10 protein-coding genes are annotated in these 16,217 nt (G+C 65.9%); 9 read left to right on the top strand and 1 reads right to left on the bottom strand.

Annotated elements, in window-relative coordinates; genetic code table 11:
* Positions 1–108: 108 nt before the first annotated feature.
* The 9 genes from C6A86_RS21670 to C6A86_RS21630 all read left to right on the top strand — a co-directional run bounded on the left by C6A86_RS21670 (position 109) and on the right by C6A86_RS21630 (position 15,125).
* A complete protein-coding gene (locus C6A86_RS21670; protein ID WP_311100856.1) occupies positions 109–1,707 on the top strand; it encodes an ABC transporter substrate-binding protein in 1,599 nt (532 codons plus the stop codon).
* A gap of 119 nt (positions 1,708–1,826) precedes the next feature.
* Positions 1,827–3,815 (top strand): ABC transporter ATP-binding protein, encoded by a 1,989-nt coding sequence (locus C6A86_RS21665; protein WP_311100855.1) that lies wholly within the window; start codon positions 1,827–1,829, stop codon positions 3,813–3,815.
* A gap of 129 nt (positions 3,816–3,944) precedes the next feature.
* Complete coding sequence (locus tag C6A86_RS21660) at positions 3,945–5,255, top strand: NtaA/DmoA family FMN-dependent monooxygenase (protein ID WP_311100854.1); 1,311 nt, start codon at positions 3,945–3,947, stop codon at positions 5,253–5,255.
* Between the two features lie 29 nt (positions 5,256–5,284).
* Positions 5,285–6,601, top strand: coding sequence for an NtaA/DmoA family FMN-dependent monooxygenase (locus tag C6A86_RS21655; RefSeq protein WP_311100853.1), 1,317 nt, complete (start codon positions 5,285–5,287; stop codon positions 6,599–6,601).
* Positions 6,602–6,637: 36 nt separating this feature from the next.
* A complete protein-coding gene (locus tag C6A86_RS21650) occupies positions 6,638–7,954 on the top strand; it encodes an NtaA/DmoA family FMN-dependent monooxygenase (protein WP_311100852.1) in 1,317 nt (438 codons plus the stop codon).
* 36 nt (positions 7,955–7,990) lie between these two features.
* Positions 7,991–9,196, top strand: a complete 1,206-nt coding sequence (locus C6A86_RS21645) for an MFS transporter (protein ID WP_142406957.1) — start codon at positions 7,991–7,993, stop codon at positions 9,194–9,196.
* A 146-nt stretch (positions 9,197–9,342) separates the two neighbouring features.
* Positions 9,343–10,227, top strand: coding sequence for an ABC transporter permease (locus C6A86_RS21640; protein WP_105362919.1), 885 nt, complete (start codon positions 9,343–9,345; stop codon positions 10,225–10,227).
* Between the two features lie 12 nt (positions 10,228–10,239).
* On the top strand, positions 10,240–11,235 hold the full coding sequence (locus tag C6A86_RS21635) for an ABC transporter permease (RefSeq protein WP_105362920.1): 996 nt from the start codon (positions 10,240–10,242) through the stop codon (positions 11,233–11,235).
* 74 nt (positions 11,236–11,309) lie between these two features.
* Complete coding sequence (locus C6A86_RS21630) at positions 11,310–15,125, top strand: ABC transporter ATP-binding protein (RefSeq protein WP_105362921.1); 3,816 nt, start codon at positions 11,310–11,312, stop codon at positions 15,123–15,125.
* A gap of 9 nt (positions 15,126–15,134) precedes the next feature.
* Here C6A86_RS21630 and C6A86_RS21625 read toward each other — a convergent pair whose 3' ends face one another.
* Positions 15,135–15,905 (bottom strand): GntR family transcriptional regulator, encoded by a 771-nt coding sequence (locus tag C6A86_RS21625; RefSeq protein WP_105362922.1) that lies wholly within the window; start codon positions 15,903–15,905, stop codon positions 15,135–15,137.
* Positions 15,906–16,217: the final 312 nt, after the last annotated feature.

Raw genomic sequence — 16,217 nt, 5'->3', positions numbered from 1 at the left:
TGATCCCACATCAGCGAGAACGGTCCAGCGCAGGGCCGACCCCCACCTGCCGCCGCGCCATCGTCCGCCGCCGCGTCGCCCCTTCACCCTCAGCCTGAGGAGACGCTCGTGACTCGTACCCCAATTACCCTGGACCGGCGTGGCTTTCTGAAGGTCGGTGGACTGACCGTCGGCGGACTCGCGCTGGCCAATCTGATCGCTGCGTGTGGCGGTGAGGCCAGTACGGACGGTGCGCGCAACTTGACGTTGCGGATGCCGTTCCTGCAGGACATGCAGGTGCCCGACCCCGACATCATGTACGAGGGCGAGGGTGTGCAGGTCATGAAGTCCTGCTACGAGGGCCTGGTCAATTACAAGTCGGGCACCTCGGAGATCATCCCCGGGCTGGCGAAGTCCTGGACGGTCTCCGACGATCAGTTGACCTACACCTTCGATTTGGTGCCCGATGTGACGTTCCATGACGGCACCGCGGCCGATGCGGCCGCCTGGCTGAAGAGCTTCGAGCGTCGGCTCGCGGTCAACGAGGGGCCGGCCTACATGGTGGCGGGTATCGCCAAGTCCGAGGCGCCGGATCCGACGACGTTGGTGGTGACGCTCAAGGAGCCCAACAATGCGTTCCTGCATTACGCGGCGTGCCCGTGGCAGATGTTCGCGGTGAGTCCGACCGCGGTCGAATCCAACGCGGTTGGTGGGGATTTGGCGCAGGAGTGGCTCAAGACCCACGATGCCGGGACGGGGCCGTATGTGATGAAGGAGTTCGTGCCCGGCAGCCATTACACGTTGGAGCGGTTCGACGGCTATTGGGGTGAAGAGCCTTATTTCGAGAGCGTTCGGATCGAGATCGTTCCCGAGATTGCGACGCAGAAACTGCAGTTGGATCAGGGTGCCTTCGATCTGGTGGCCAAGGGCTTCGCGATCCCCGACGTACTCAGCTACAAGCAGAACGCGAAGTTCAAAACGATCGCGGTGCCCGGCTCCACGGTGATCGTGCTCTGGATGAACTTCGGCGCCGGCGTGTTCGCCGACAAGGCGGTGCGGCAGGCGATGATGACCGCCCTGGACCGCTCCGCGATCGTCGAGACCGCGTTCCAGGGTTTGACCCCGATGCAGGCGAACTTCTGGCCGGAGAACATGTTCCCGGCGGGGCTGGCGCCTTTCGACCCGGTGGTCGACACCGGGCCACTGGAGGCGATCGTGCCGTCGTTGCCGTCCAAGAAGCTGGACCTGGCCTGGGTGACCTCCTACGGTGCGCCCGGCCAGCAGGTGGCCGAACTGGTCCAGACCCAGCTGGCCCCGACCGGCCTGGAGATCACCGTGCGCGCCATGCCCAGCGCCGAGTCCTTCGACTTGGCCAACCAGCCCGCCGAGAAACGGCCCGACCTCATGGTCGCCGGCATTGGCGGCGACGCGCTGCATCTGGACACCGCGATGCGGATCTTCCTGCGCACCGGAGCCAAGCCGCTCAACTACTTTCAGTACGGCAACCCCGAGGTTGACCGCCTGATGGACGTGGCGATCACCAAACCGACCGACGCCCAGACCAACGAGATATACCTGCAGATCACCGAGACCATTCAGGACGAGGCGCTCTGGGTGCCGCTGTGTCGACGGATGGATACCTCGATCACCCAGGCACAGATCGACGGGTTCGTCGGCAATTCCTATCTGCCCTACATCTTCGACGCCGGGGTCATCAGACGCGCCTAGCAACGCACGCGCGCAGCGCATGGCGGGCTTGATGGCAAGAAACCGCTGTTGCACAACAACTTCAAACATCACGTGGTCGGTTTCGGATCGCGGTGCCCATCCAGAGGAGAGGTATCTTCATGACAACAGCGCACGATGTTGCCACGGAGGCGTCCGATGCGCCGGCCGCCCCACGGGCCCGGGTGGTGGACCTGGCCGTCACATTCGAACGCCGGGGGGTTGCGGTCAACGCCTTGCGTGGTGTCACGCTCGACATCGGGCACGGCGAGATCCTGGCGGTGGTGGGCGAATCCGGGTCGGGTAAGAGTGTCATGGGCCACGCCCTTCTGGGGCTGCTGTCCGGTGACCCGTCGCCCAGGATCACCGGACGCGCCGAGGTGTGCGGTGTCGACATGGTCGCCGCCTCCGACGAGGAGCGGCGTCGGGTCCGGAAGGCCCATCTGGGCGCCGTCTTCCAGGATCCGATGACGTCGCTGAACCCGACCATGAGGGTGGGCCATCAGGTTGTGGAGGCCGCGGGCTCGGCCGAGGAGGCGCTGCGCCTCCTGGATCTGGTCGGCATTCCCGACCCGGCGCGCCGGATGAAGGCATTCCCGCACGAGTTGTCCGGCGGTCTGCGACAGCGCGTGATGATCGCGATGGCGGTGGCGGGCAAACCCGACCTCGTCATCGCCGACGAGCCGACCACGGCACTCGACGTCACCGTGCAAGCGCAGGTGCTCAGCCTCATCCGCGACCTTTGCGACCAGCTGGGTACCTCGTTCATCCTGGTCACCCACGACATCGGCGTGGCCTCGCAGGTTTGCGATCGCATCGCCGTCATGTACGGCGGCAGACTCGCCGAGGCCGGCCAGATGGACAGCGTGCTGCGAGCACCGTCGCACCCGTACACGGTTGGCCTGCTCAATGCGCGTCTGGACCTGGACCTGCCGATCGGCCGGGCGATCCCCGCGCTGCGGGGGGAGCCGCCGGATCCTCGTGCGCACCCGCCCGGCTGTGCGTTTGCGCCCCGCTGCCCGGCCGCGGTCGGGCCCTGCCAGGAAACCCTCCCCGTCCCCACCCCGGCCACCACCCACGACGGTGTCGCCGCCTGCCTCGTCCCCGAGTCGACCTCGGTGGTCGCCGAGCTTGCCGAGACTGAGCCGTTCAAGCCGATGAAGGAACCGCAGGACACGGTGCCTGCCGCGCGGGTCAACGGCGTGGACAAGCATTTCGACGTACGGCGCGGCCTGCTGCACAAGGACAAACTCCATGCCTTGCGCAACGTGATCCTCGACATTGCCCCGGGCGAGTCGGTGGCGGTGGTCGGCGAGTCCGGATCGGGTAAGTCCACCCTGCTGAGGGTCGTTGCCGGGCTGATGAAACCCGAGAACGGCAACGTCGAACGGCCGGGCGGCCAGCCACAGATGGTGTTTCAGGACGCCGGCGCCTCACTCACACCATGGTTGAGCGTCGGCGAGATCGTCGGGGAGCGGCTGATCAAGACGACCAACCGGGCCGAGCGGCGCAGCCTGGTGGACCGGGCGTTGCGCCAGGTAGGTCTGCCTCCCGACGTCGCCGGCATCAAGGCCGGCATGCTCTCCGGTGGTCAGCGCCAACGGGTGGCGTTCGCCCGGGCGATCATCGTCCCGCCCAAGTTGCTGCTGTGCGACGAGCCCACGTCGGCACTGGATGCCTCGCTGGCCGCGTCGGTGCTGAACCTGCTGCAGGAACTTCGACGCGAGCTCGGCATGGCGGTGATGTTCGTGACGCACGACCTGGCCGCCGCCCGGTTCATCTCCGACCGCACCGCGGTGATGTATCTCGGTCAGATCGTCGAGGTGGGCCCCACTCTGGAGGTCATCAGCAACCCGACGCACCCCTACACCAAGGCGCTGCTGGCCGCGATTCCGTCGCCGGGTACGGCGCCGGTACGTCTGCCGGGCGAACCGGCCAGTGCACTCGCCGTACCGTCGGGTTGCTCATTCCATCCACGGTGCCCGGAGCGGGTCGATCGATGCGCGACAGACGAGCCGATCCTCTACTCGCTCGACGGCACCAGCAGCCGCTTCGCGGCGTGTCTTCTCACCCAGGCAGATCAGGAGAGCCCGGAGCGGGCCGCGTCATGACGAGCGGCGTGATCGGGCCGGCGGAATGTCCGAGATGTCGGCGCAATATCGGCGCCACCGTGGCGCATTCGCCCCGACACGCACACACGGTCTGATGGCTGCAAAGCACAACGGACCCAGGAGCATTCCATGACCAAGAAGTTTCACCTCGGCTGGTTCATGAATTTCACGCCGCCGGATTGGGAGTCGGAGTGGGCTTCCCCGGATGTGGCCGATTGGGCCAACGGGCGGTTTCACGTGGACATGGCGCGGGCCATGGAGCGGGCGTGTTTTGACTTCATGATGATCGAGGACACGGTGATGGTGGCCGATGCGTATGGCGGCACCATGGAGGGGTCGCTGAAGAATGCGATCTTCGCGCCGAAGCAGGATCCGGTGCCGTTGGCGATTCAGGTGGCGTGTAATACCACCAATCTTGGTGTGGTGGCGACGATGTCGACGAGTTTTTATCCGCCGTATCTGTTGGCGCGGTTGTGTTCGACGGCCGATTCGATTGCTCAGGGCCGGTTCGGGTGGAACATCGTGTCCTCGGCTGAGGATCGGGCGGCGCAGAACTTCGGGCTCGAGGGGTTGCCCGAGCACGATGAGCGGTACAACGTGGCCGAGGAGTATTTCGACGTGGTCAACCAGTTGTGGGATTCCTGGGAGGCCGATGCGGTGGTGATGGATCGTGAGACCCATACTTTCGCTGATTTCAACAAGGTTCACACCATCGATTTCGACGGGAAGTATTTCAAGTCGCGGGGTCCGTTGAACACGGTGCCCTCTCCGCAGCATCGGCCGACGTTCCTGCAGGCGGGTGCGTCGCCGAAGGGTCGTCAGTTCGCTGCCGGTGCTGCCGATGCGATCATCGCGGTCGGGACCGGGGTCGAGGGGATGAAGGAGTACCGCGACGATGTCCGGGCGCGGGCCAAGGCCAGTGGCCGCAATCCCGATGACATCAAGTTGTTCTTCGTGGTCTCCCCGACGATCGCCGCCACCGAAGCCGAAGCCCGCGCCGCACACGAGCGGTTCAGCTCCTCCGACCTGTTCGTGGAGAAGGCGCTGGTCGCCATCTCGTCGAACACCGAGATCGACTTCAAGCAGTTCGATCTCGACCAACCGCTGCCGGCGGATCTGACCACCAACGGCGAACGCGGATCACTCGAACACTTCATGCGCGGCGACGGCACCCCCGGGCCGAAGACACTGCGCCAACTCGCAGTCGCCGCCGCCTCCTTCGGGATGGAGTTCGTCGGGACCCCCGAGCAGGTCGCCGACGAGATGGAGGCCGCCATCAACGAAATCGGCGGCGACGGCTTCCTGCTCTGGCGGCGCGGGCTGACCCGCAGCTACATCGAATCGGTCTGCGACGGACTCGTCCCCGAGCTGCAACGCCGCGGCCTGACCCGCACCGAATACACCAAATCCACTCTGCGCGAAACCCTGCGCGAGTTCTGACACCCGAACCCAACGAGAAGGAGCATTCCATGACCAAGAAGTTTCACCTCGGCTGGTTCATGAATTTCACGCCGCCGGATTGGGAGTCGGAGTGGGCTTCCCCGGATGTGGCCGATTGGGCCAATGGGAAGTTCTACGTGGACATGGCGAAGAGCATGGAGCGGGCGTGTTTTGACTTCATGATGATCGAGGACACGGTGATGGTGGCCGATGCGTATGGCGGCACCATGGAGGGGTCGCTGAAGAATGCGATCTTCGCGCCGAAGCAGGATCCGGTGCCGTTGGCGATTCAGGTGGCGTGTAATACCACCAATCTTGGTGTGGTGGCGACGATGTCGACGAGTTTTTATCCGCCGTATCTGTTGGCGCGGTTGTGTTCGACGGCCGATTCGATTGCTCAGGGCCGGTTCGGGTGGAACATCGTGTCCTCGGCCGAGGATCGGGCGGCGCAGAACTTCGGGCTCGAGGGGTTGCCCGAGCACGATGAGCGGTACAACGTGGCCGAGGAGTATTTCGACGTGGTCAACCAGTTGTGGGATTCCTGGGAGGCCGATGCGGTGGTGATGGATCGTGAGACCCACACCTTCGCCGATTTCAACAAGGTTCACACCATCGATTTCGACGGGAAGTATTTCAAGTCCCGGGGCCCGTTGAACACGGTGCCCTCGCCGCAACACCGGCCGACGTTCCTGCAGGCGGGTGCGTCGCCGAAGGGTCGTCAGTTCGCTGCCGGTGCTGCCGACGCGATCATCGCGGTCGGGACCGGGGTCGAGGGGATGAAGGAGTACCGCGACGATGTCCGGGCGCGGGCCAAGGCCAGTGGCCGCAATCCCGATGACATCAAGTTGTTCTTCGTGGTCTCCCCGACGATCGCCGCCACCGAAGCCGAAGCCCGCGCAAAGGTGGCCCGGTTCGCGGCCGCCCCGAACTTCGAGGAAAAGGCGCTGGTCGGCATCTCGTCGAACACCGAGATCGACTTCAAACAGTTCGATCTCGACCAACCACTGCCGGCGGATCTGACCACCAACGGCGAACGCGGATCACTCGAACACTTCATGCGGGGCAACGGTGCTCCCGGACCCAAGACCCTTCGCGAACTCGTCCACGAGCGGACCACCCGCGGATTGGAACTCGTCGGCACCGCCGACCAGGTCGCCGAGAAGATGGGCGAAGCCATGGAGGAGATCGGCGGCGACGGCTTCCTGATCAGCAGGGGTGGGCGCGACCTGTCCCGCGAGTACATCACCGAGGTCTGTGACGGGTTGGTGCCGGCCCTGCAACGGCGCGGGCTGATGCGCACCGAATACACCACGTCGACTCTGCGTGAAACCCTGCGCGAGTTCTAGACAAATTTCATTCCGCCACTATTTCAGGAGATTGAGATGACCAAGAAGTTTCACCTCGGCTGGTTCATGAACTTCATCCCGCCGGAGTGGGACACCGACGACGCCTCGCCGGACGTCCGGATGTGGCCGAACGGGCGGTTCTATGTCGACATGGCGCGGGCCATGGAGCGGGCGTGTTTCGACCTCATCATGATCGAGGACACCGTGATGGTCGCCGACGCCTACGGCGGCACCATGGAGGGTGCGCTGAAGTACTCGGCTTTCGCGCCGAAGCACGACCCGCTGCCGTTGGCCGTCCAGGTGGCCTGCAACACCACCAATCTTGGTGTGGTGTCCACGATGTCGACGAGTTTTTATCCGCCGTATCTGTTGGCGCGGTTGTGTTCGACCGTCGATTCGATTGCTCAGGGCCGGTTCGGGTGGAACATCGTGTCCTCGGCTGAGGATCGGGCGGCGCAGAACTTCGGGCTCGAGGGGTTGCCCGAGCACGATGAGCGGTACAACGTGGCCGAGGAGTATTTCGACGTGGTCAACCAGTTGTGGGATTCCTGGGAGCCCGATGCGGTGGTGATGGATCGCAAGACCCACACCTTCGCCGATTTCAACAAGGTTCACACCATCGATTTCCACGGGAAGTACTTCAAGTCCCGTGGCCCGTTGAACACGGTGCCCTCGCCGCAGCATCGACCGGCGTTCCTGCAGGCGGGTGCGTCGCCGAAGGGTCGTCAGTTCGCTGCCGGTGCTGCCGATGCGATCGTCGCGGTCGGGACCGGGGTCGAGGGGATGAAGGAGTACCGCGACGACATTCGAGCCCGCGCCGCGGCCGCGGGCCGAAATCCCGATGACGTCAAGCTTCTCTTCGTGGTCTCCCCGACCGTCGCGGCGACCGAAGCCGAAGCCCGCGCGGAGGTCGACCGTCTGCTCAACCATCCCACCTACGTGGAGAAGTCGTTGGTCAGCATCTCGTCGAACACCGAGATCGACTTCAAACAGTTCGATCTCGACGAACCGCTGCCGGCGGATCTGACCACCAACGGTGAACGCGGGTCGTTGGAGTACTTCATGCGCGGTGACGGCACCCCCGGGCCCAAGACGCTGCGTCAACTCGTGCTGCACCGGGCCAAGCGCGGATTGGAGCTCGTCGGCACCCCCGATCAGGTCGCCGAGAAGATGGGCCAGGCCATGGAGGAAGTCGGTGGCGACGGCTTCCTGATCGCCAAGCCCGGCTGGGACCTCTCGCGAAAGTACATCGAGTCGATCTGTGACGGGTTGGTGCCGGCCCTGCAACGGCGGGGTCTCACCCGAACCGCTTACACCACAACGACTCTGCGTGACACCCTGCGCGAGTTCTGAGGACACTGACATCAAGCAGATGCTGCGTGGTCAGCGGTGACCACGCCAACCCCACCAGTCGAGCAAGGGCATATTCCGGGCGCACATCCATGGAGCTATTCGGTCACCATGGTCCTGGTCGGCTTCATCATGGCGATGACCGCGCCGATCGAACTGCTCTATGCCATCAAACTCGGCCTGTCCACCGCCGAGGTGACCGCGTTCATCCTGGTCTCGGCGCTGGGTGTCGTCGCCGTCGACGTACTCGGCACCCGCGTGATCACCCGTGTCGACGCGAGAGCGACCATCGGGATCGGTCTCGCCCTGTTCGCGGCCAGCGAAGGGTGCTTTGCGTTGTCCCACGGGACGATCGGTCTCATCGGCTCACGGGTGCTGCAAGGTCTGGCCAGCGCCGTCGTCGCCGGGGCGGCGCTGCAGGTCGCAGTCCGGATGCACAGCCGTCCGCATCAGGTACTGGGCTCCAATCAGGGGCTGCAGCTGCTCGGTGCCGCCCTCGGGGCCCCCACCGGCGGCATCATCGCCGGCCTCCTGGATGGACTGAACGGCTATCGGCTCAGCTTCCTGGTCTGCGCCGGGCTCGGTGTCGTGGTTGCCGTGGCGGCGGTTGTCCTGTTGCCCGGTCTGCCGCCCCCGGCCGACGGCTACCGGCCCCGGATCGGGCTACCCGAACTCAGCCTGCCCCCGGTGCTGCGGATGGCACTCGCGCTGGGACTCTTCGGCAACTACCTGCGTAGTGGTATCGAGAACACCGCGCTGCCGCTGGTCGGGCACGCCTACGGGCTGTCCGCGGCGAACATCGGAGTGGCACTGGGGATTCTGTCTGCGGTGCAGATCGGTGTGCTGGCCCTGTCCGGGCGTCTCTTCGAGCGGATACCACCGGCCCGCTGCCTGGCGCTGGCGCTCCTGCTCGGCATCGCTGCGGTGGTCCTGCTGGCCACCGTGCAGGATCTTCGCGGGTTCTTCGCGGCCGCCGCTTTGTTCGGGGTGGTCGACGGCATCGCCCTGTCCGCCCCTCCGGTGCTCATCGTGGCACTGAGCCCGAACCCCTCGACCGGGGTGGCCACCTACCGGATTGCGTGCGGGATGGGCTCATTTCTCGGTGCCGGAAGCGTCAACCTGCTCATCGCCGTGCTCGGTGCGAGCGGTGGCCTCGCGGTGGTCTCGGGGGTCCTGGCTGTCGGCGCCGTGCTCGCCCGCAGCACGGGCCGTCGGTTCCCGCCCGCCGCACCCGCCCCGGGCTGACCGCACGGCGCGACGAATGTGACGACCGGTGAAACCTCAAGGCCCGACGCGCAATCCCCCCGCAACGTGATCGAACTGTTGGCGATACCGGGTGCGTGTGAACTTCGCACCAGAGACGTCCCATGCAGTCCCCAACAGGAGGAACCGTGGCAGTCGCACAACCATATGTCCCCGGAATCCGGGTTCCCATTCCCTCCGGCAGGAAAGCCATTCTGGCGGTCAAGGAGTACTTTCGTGGCACATCCGTACCGAGCTGGCTTGCCTTCGGTGCGCTCGCGGCGATGTTCCTGGTCGCGATATTCGCACCGGTTCTCGCGCCATTCGACCCGCTGGTGCCGGCCGGGAAGGCCATGGTCGCACCCAGTGCCGCGAACTGGCTGGGCACCGACACCGTGGGCCGCGACGTGCTGTCCCGGGTTCTGGTCGGCATGTCCACCAGCTGGTGGGGCGCGCTGGCCGTGGTCGCATCGGGAGTGCTCATCGGCGGCTCGATAGGCCTGGTCGCCGGGGCCGTCGGCGGGATCGTCGACGCCGCGCTCATGCGGATCACCGATGTCTTCCTCTCGCTGCCCGGGCCAATCCTGGCCATCGCGGTGGTCGCCGCGATGGGCCCGTCCTACATCCACACACTCATCGGCGTCGCAATCGTGTGGTGGCCGCTCTACGCGCGAATCGTGCGTGCCGAGATTCGCAAGTTGCGCGCCTCGCCCCACATGGAGGCGGCCCGCATCGCCGGCGCCGGGCGTCGGCGCCAACTGACCCGTCATCTGTTGCCAGGAGCGGTCCCGGTCACCATCGTCACTGCAAGCCTTGATATTTCGGCTCTGGTGCTGCTGTTGTCCGGGCTCTCCTTCCTGGGACTGGGAGCTCCACAACCCGCGCCCGAACTGGGAGCGATGAGCGCCCAGGGGCTGACCCACATCTTCAGCGCCTGGTGGATCCCGATCTTCCCCGCCGTCGCCGTCGGGCTCATCGCCATCGTGAGCAACTTCGCCGGCGACGCGCTGCGCGACCGCATCCGCGACCGCTAGGGGAGCAACGCCATGCTGATGACTCTCGGCCGGCGTTTCCTGGGCGCCGTACCCGTGTTGCTCGCACTCGTCGTGGTCGTGTTCACGCTGCAGAAGATCGCCCCGGTCGACCCGGTGGTGGCATTGGTCGGAGAGAAGGCGCCTCCGGAGGTCTACGAAGCCGCTCGGGAGAAACTCGGACTCAACGACCCGCTACCCGTGCAGTTGATCGGCTACCTCGGCAAGGCACTGCAGGGCGACCTCGGCATGTCCACCGTGACACGGACGCCGGTGACGGGAAGCATACTTGAGTTCCTGCCGGTGACATTGGAATTGGTGTTCGTCGCGGGCATCCTCATCGCGGTCATCGGGGGCTTCCTCGGCCTGGCGACCGCTCAGGGGTGGCGCGGTTCGGGGGTGCTGCGGGTGGTGATGATCTCCGGCGCATCCGTGCCGGTGTTCCTCGCGTGTCTGTTGGCGATGCTGATCTTCTACCGCTGGCTGGATATCCTGCCGGTCACCGGGCAGACCTCGTTCTACGATGCCCCCACCGGGCCAACACATTTCCTGTTGATCGACAGTCTGCTGGCGGGCCGCCCCGTGCTGTTCTGGGATGCCCTCAAACACCTCATCCTGCCGGCGCTGTGCATCGCCATCACCCCGGCGGTCGCCGTCGGCCGAGTGCTGCGCAGCAGCCTGGAGGGCACCATGCGGGCGGAGTACATCCGCACCGCCCGGTCCAAAGGCCTTGGTGAGAAGAACATTCTGATCCAACACGCACTACGCAATGCCGTAGGTCCGGTGTTCGCCCTGCTGGGTCTGCAACTGGCCGGGATGATCGGCAACAGCATCGTGGTGGAGTTGATCTTCGCCCGGCCCGGAATCGGCCTCTTCATCGCCCAGGCCATCTCCAAGGGTGACTTCAACACGATCGCCGGGGTCACCTTGGTGATCGGGGTCCTCTACGTGCTGGCCAACATCATGGTCGATCTCATGCAGGCCGTCGCGGACCCACGTGTCACCGTCTGAGGCGCACCGGTAGCGCAATCCGACCGCAACAGCGGCGTTTTCGGCCGGAATCGCAGACGCTGTGCCATGGAGTGATGACAACTCCACTCGATGTTCGGGAAGCGAAAGCCGGCAACTCCTCTCCGTTGCCCCCGGTCGAGTCGGAACACCACGGCCGATTCGGGCGCGGCACGCTGAGCCTGCTGGCACCGGTACTGAGCCGTCGCAACCGAATCGGGATCTGGTCCGGGGTGGTGCTGGCCATCATCGCCATGGGTCTGATCGGCCTGGTCCCGCTGATCCAGCAGATCATCCTCGACGACGCGATCGTCGAACATCGGCGCTCCCTGCCGCTGTGGCTGGGGATCCTGCTCGCGACGGGCCTGGCGAGTTTCGTGGCCAACTATCTTCGGCGCTCTGTCGGCGGGCGTGCGGCGGTGCGCGCCCAGCGCGATCTGCAGGTCAGGGTGCACCATCACATGCAGTACCTGGATGCCTCCCGCCGCGACGAGTTGCGGGCCGGCGACATCATGTCCCGGGCCACCTGCGACCTGACCCTGATCCAGATGTTTCTGCAACAACTCGGCGTTGCGTACGGCAACATCGCCCTGCTGATCGTCTCGCTGGTCGTCATGTTGGTGCTCTCGCCGCTGCTCGCGTTGGTCATGGTGGTGTCGGTGCCGACCTTCCTGTTCGTCGCGATGCGATTCCGCAGCAAGTCTTTTCCGGCCAGCTGGATGGACCAACGCTTCCAGGGCAGCGTCGCCGGAGTGGTCGAGGAGGCGGTCACCGGTGTCCGTGTCGTCAAGGCATTCGGGCAGGAAAGCCAGGAGCAGGATGCGCTGCATGCGGAGGCGGGCAAGCTGTTTCAGTCGCGGCTGCGCACAGCGCGTATCACCGCTGTCTACTCCGCGGCACTGGACGCCATTCCCGGGCTGACCCAGCTTGCGGTGCTCGGACTCGGGGGGTGGCTGGTGATGCAGGGGCAGGTGTCGTTGGGCGTGTTCCTGGCCTTCGGCAGCTACATCCTGCAGCTGGTCGCTCCGGTGCGTTTCCTGTCCGGTCTGATGGCCACCAGCCAGCAGGCGCGCGCTGGTGCACAGCGGATCGTGGAGCTGCTGTCGATCGAGTCCCGCGTGCAGGAGCCGCGTGACCCGGTGATGCTCACCGAACCGGTCGGCCTGGTCGAACTCGACCATGTCGACTTCGGTTATCCGGGCGGCGAACCGGTCCTGCAGGACATCTGTCTGCGGATTGCGCCGGGGGAGACGGTCGCCATCGTCGGCGCCTCCGGGTCCGGCAAGTCGACGTTGGCCCATCTGCTGGCGCGCTTCCACGATCCCACCGCCGGGACGGTTCGGCTTGATGGCCGCGACATCCGCGATTACAGCCTGACCTCGCTGCGCGCGAACGTCGGCATCGTCTTCGAGGAAGGTTTCCTGTTCTCCACGACGATCAGGGACAACATCGCGTTCGGCCGCCCGGATGCCAGCGACGACGAGGTGGAACACGCCGCCGTGGCCGCGCACGCGCACGGATTCGTCGCGGGGCTACCCGAGGGCTACGACACGCTGGTCGGGGAGCGTGGCTTCACGCTGTCCGGTGGCCAGCGGCAGCGGCTGGCGCTGGCTCGCGCGGCCCTGACCAACCCGACCGTGCTCATTCTCGACGATGCCACCTCGGCGATCGACGCGCGGACCGAACACGCTGTGCACCGCTCGCTGGAGGAGGTGCGCGACCGGCGCACCACGGTGCTCATCGCGCACCGGCGATCGACCCTGATGCTCGCGGACCGGGTGATCGTGCTGGACCGCGGCCGGATCGTCGACAGTGGGACGACCGAGGAGCTGCTGGCGCGCTCGGAGCTGTTCCGCGAGCTGCTGACCGGTCCCGATGCGACAGCCGCCGGTTCGGCGTCGGCAGAGCCGCCGGTGGTCGCGCTCGACCCGGTGGCCTGGCCCGAGGGTGTCTCCCGGCTGGGCGCGCCGAAGATGAGCAGTTTCACCAGCGAGGCGGCCACCCGGGCAGCCTCTGGATCGCAGGGGCCCGGGATGAGTGGGGATGCCTCGACGCTGGCCGGGTTGTCGAGGGTTTCCCCGAAGTTGACCGAAGCGGTGCGGGCGCTGCCGCCGCTGCGGGACACGCCGGACATCGACATGGCAGAGGCGACCGCGCCGGTCCGGGAACTGTCCATGGCCAGCGTTTTCCGACCGTTCCGCCGGCCGCTGCTGTTGGCGAGCCTGCTGGTGGTGTTCGACGGGATGTTGTGGATCTCTGCACCGGTGCTGATTCGGTACGGGCTCGACCATGGCGTGCTGAAGAACTCGCACCGGGCGTTGGTCGTGGTGTGCCTGGTACTCGCGGCGGTGCAGGTGTTGATCTGGATCAACACCAGGGTGATGGTGGTCTTCACCCAACGAACGGCGGAGCGGGTGCTGTTCGGTCTGCGCGTGCGCACCTTCGCCCACCTGCAGCGGCTTGCGCTCAACTACTACGAGCAGTTCATGGCGGGCCACATCATGACCCGGATGACCTCCGATGTGGAGGCCTTTGCCCAGCTTCTGCAGCAGGGCCTGTTGACGGCGATGGTGAGCCTGCTGTCCTGCGCCGGGGTGGCGGTGGCGCTGGCCATCTTCGATCCGCAGCTGGCCCTGGCGACCGCGGCGGTGCTGCCGTTCCTGATCGCCGCGACGCTGTGGTTCCGCAGCGAGTCGGGGCGGACGTATCTGCTGGCCCGTGAGCGGGTATCGGTGCTCTACGGCAACATGCAGGAAAGCCTGGCCGGGGTCGCGGTGAGCCAGGCCTACTGCCAGCAACCGGCCAACGAGGCGCGTTTCGCGCTGCTCGCGGACTCCTACTGCACGGCTCGGGTTCGCTCGGCCGAGCTGATGGCCCGGTTCTTTCCCTTCCTGCTGCTGCTCAGCATCGTTGCGAAGGCGATCGCGCTCGCGGTCGCAGCACCGCGCCTGATCGAGGGTGACCTCAGCTACGGCGTGCTCATCGCCTTCCTGCTGTACCTGGATCTGTTCTTCACACCGATTCAGCAGCTGTCCTTCGTGTTCGACCAATGGCTGCAGGCGGGTGTTGCGTTGACCCAGCTGCGCGAGCTGCTCAGGACGCCGAGCGCGACGCCTGCGGCCGAGTCGGGCGCCCGGAGGGAGCGGCTGGATGGCCGAATCCAGCTCGATCACGTCACATTCGTCTACCCGAGCACCGGCTTGGTCGCGATGAACGATGTCTCGCTTGAGATTCCGGCGGGGCAGACGGTGGCGCTGGTGGGCACCACCGGGGCCGGTAAGTCGACCCTGGTCAAGCTCATCGCCCGGTTCTACGACCCCACCTCGGGAACCGTGTTGATCGACGGGTTGCCGCTCCGCGAGCTCGACCTGGTGGCGTATCGCCGCCAACTGGGCTACGTCCCGCAGGAGCCGTTTCTGTTCTCCGGAACGATCCGCTCCAACATCGCCTACGGCAACCCGGATGCACCGGATCTACTCGTCGAACAGGCGGCCCGTGCGGTCGGAGCGCACGCCTTCATCGCCGAACTGCCCCACGGCTACCACACTCCCGTCAGTGAGCAGGGCGGGTCACTGTCGGCCGGCCAGCGCCAACTGCTGGGGCTGGCCCGCGCTCTACTGGTTGACCCGCGCATCCTGCTGCTGGACGAGGCAACGGCGAATCTGGACCTGGCCACCGAGGCGCAGGTGCAGCGTGCCATGAATCAGGTCTCGCAGGGCCGCACCACGATCGTGATCGCTCACCGGCTGCAGACCGCCCGCGCCGCGCAACGCGTGCTGGTCGTGGACAACGGGCTGATCGTCGAGGACGGCTCGCACGAGGAGCTGCTCACCCTCGGTGGCCGGTACGCGGCCCTGTGGACCGCCAACACCGAGCACCAGCCGGTGGCCTGACCCCGCGAGTCAGGCCGAGCGCGACGCACTCGCTGTGAACGCAATGCGGTCGCTGCGCATCCGGAATTGGGACAGCGCCCGAGGCTGCCCGCTCGCATCCTCGAGGATGTCCTCCAGGAAGATCATCGGTGCGCCTTGCTCGATGCCGACCAGCGCTGCGGACTGCTCGTCGGCCGCGGTGGCACCTATCGTGGTGCGACTGCTGGTGATCCTGACGTCGAGTTGCCGCTCCAGGAAGAGAATCGGGTCTGGCTCGTTGAACTCGAGGTCGCGGGACTGGTCGGGGTGCAGCGCGATGTAGCTCACCGAGATGCCCAACGGCTGGGACTCCCGCACGATCAGTGACTCCATCATGAGCACCGTCCAGTCGGACGGGAGTCGCAATCGCTCGCGCACCAGACGGAGGTCGCCGAGGGGACGGTACTCGAGGTTCTTGAGCTCAGCGCGGATGCTGGCGTCGCCGCCGAATTCCTTGACAGGAGAGAGCTGGTTGATGCGCAGCTTCACTGCCGCCGCCGAGCGGGTGCCGCGTTTGGGGCTGCGGGTCACCAGGCCGTCCTTGGCCAGTTGTTGCAGCACCGCGCGGACCGTGTTGCGGCTCGCCGACAGCGCATCGATGAGCTCGCCCTCCACCAGGAACTGATCGCCCTGTCCGTTCTGCAGAGTTGAGCGCAGCAGGTCGTAGGTCCGTCGCAGCGAGTTGTTGAGGCGGTCCGGAGTCTGGCGGTTGCGCTGGTAAACAGTTTCCGGTCGCTCGGGCCGGGGCGGGCCCTGCCTCATCGCACACCGCCGGTCCAGAACTGGCGACTACAGATCCTCATGACAACCTCCTGCTGAGCGGTTGGGGAATCGTCTGACACCAATTAACAAACGGTTTGTTTCAACTCGTCGCCGATGAGAAGTCGGGGGCTTTACGCGGGTGTTGCCGACCGGTGATCGCCATCACCCGAGCTGCCATCTGCCGTCGAACCGCCTTTGCAGCGGCGCAATGGAGACGTTCGGCATTCGACATCGACCGATGACCCGGACCGCGTTGAGTGACCGGAAGCGGCATCGGCGTCGCCGGAATCGTTGGCATCGAACGGTATTGAG

This window comes from Mycobacterium sp. ITM-2016-00316, assembly GCF_002968335.2.
In the GTDB taxonomy this organism is placed as follows: Bacteria; Actinomycetota; Actinomycetes; order Mycobacteriales; family Mycobacteriaceae; genus Mycobacterium.
The sequence above is the reverse complement of the archived record's forward strand: the minus strand, read 5'-3'. Positions and strand labels throughout refer to the sequence as shown.

What these genes read in the sequence shown, in the direction of transcription:
- C6A86_RS21665 (WP_311100855.1), top strand. Translation starts at nt 1,827, where the DNA reads ATGACAACAGCGCACGATGTTGCCACGGAGGCGTCCGATGCGCCGGCC.
- C6A86_RS21660 (WP_311100854.1), top strand. Translation starts at nt 3,945, where the DNA reads ATGACCAAGAAGTTTCACCTCGGCTGGTTCATGAATTTCACGCCGCCG.
- C6A86_RS21655 (WP_311100853.1), top strand. Translation starts at nt 5,285, where the DNA reads ATGACCAAGAAGTTTCACCTCGGCTGGTTCATGAATTTCACGCCGCCG.
- C6A86_RS21650 (WP_311100852.1), top strand. Translation starts at nt 6,638, where the DNA reads ATGACCAAGAAGTTTCACCTCGGCTGGTTCATGAACTTCATCCCGCCG.
- C6A86_RS21635 (WP_105362920.1), top strand. Translation starts at nt 10,240, where the DNA reads ATGCTGATGACTCTCGGCCGGCGTTTCCTGGGCGCCGTACCCGTGTTG.
- C6A86_RS21630 (WP_105362921.1), top strand. Translation starts at nt 11,310, where the DNA reads ATGACAACTCCACTCGATGTTCGGGAAGCGAAAGCCGGCAACTCCTCT.
- C6A86_RS21625 (WP_105362922.1), bottom strand. Translation starts at nt 15,905, where the DNA reads ATGAGGCAGGGCCCGCCCCGGCCCGAGCGACCGGAAACTGTTTACCAG.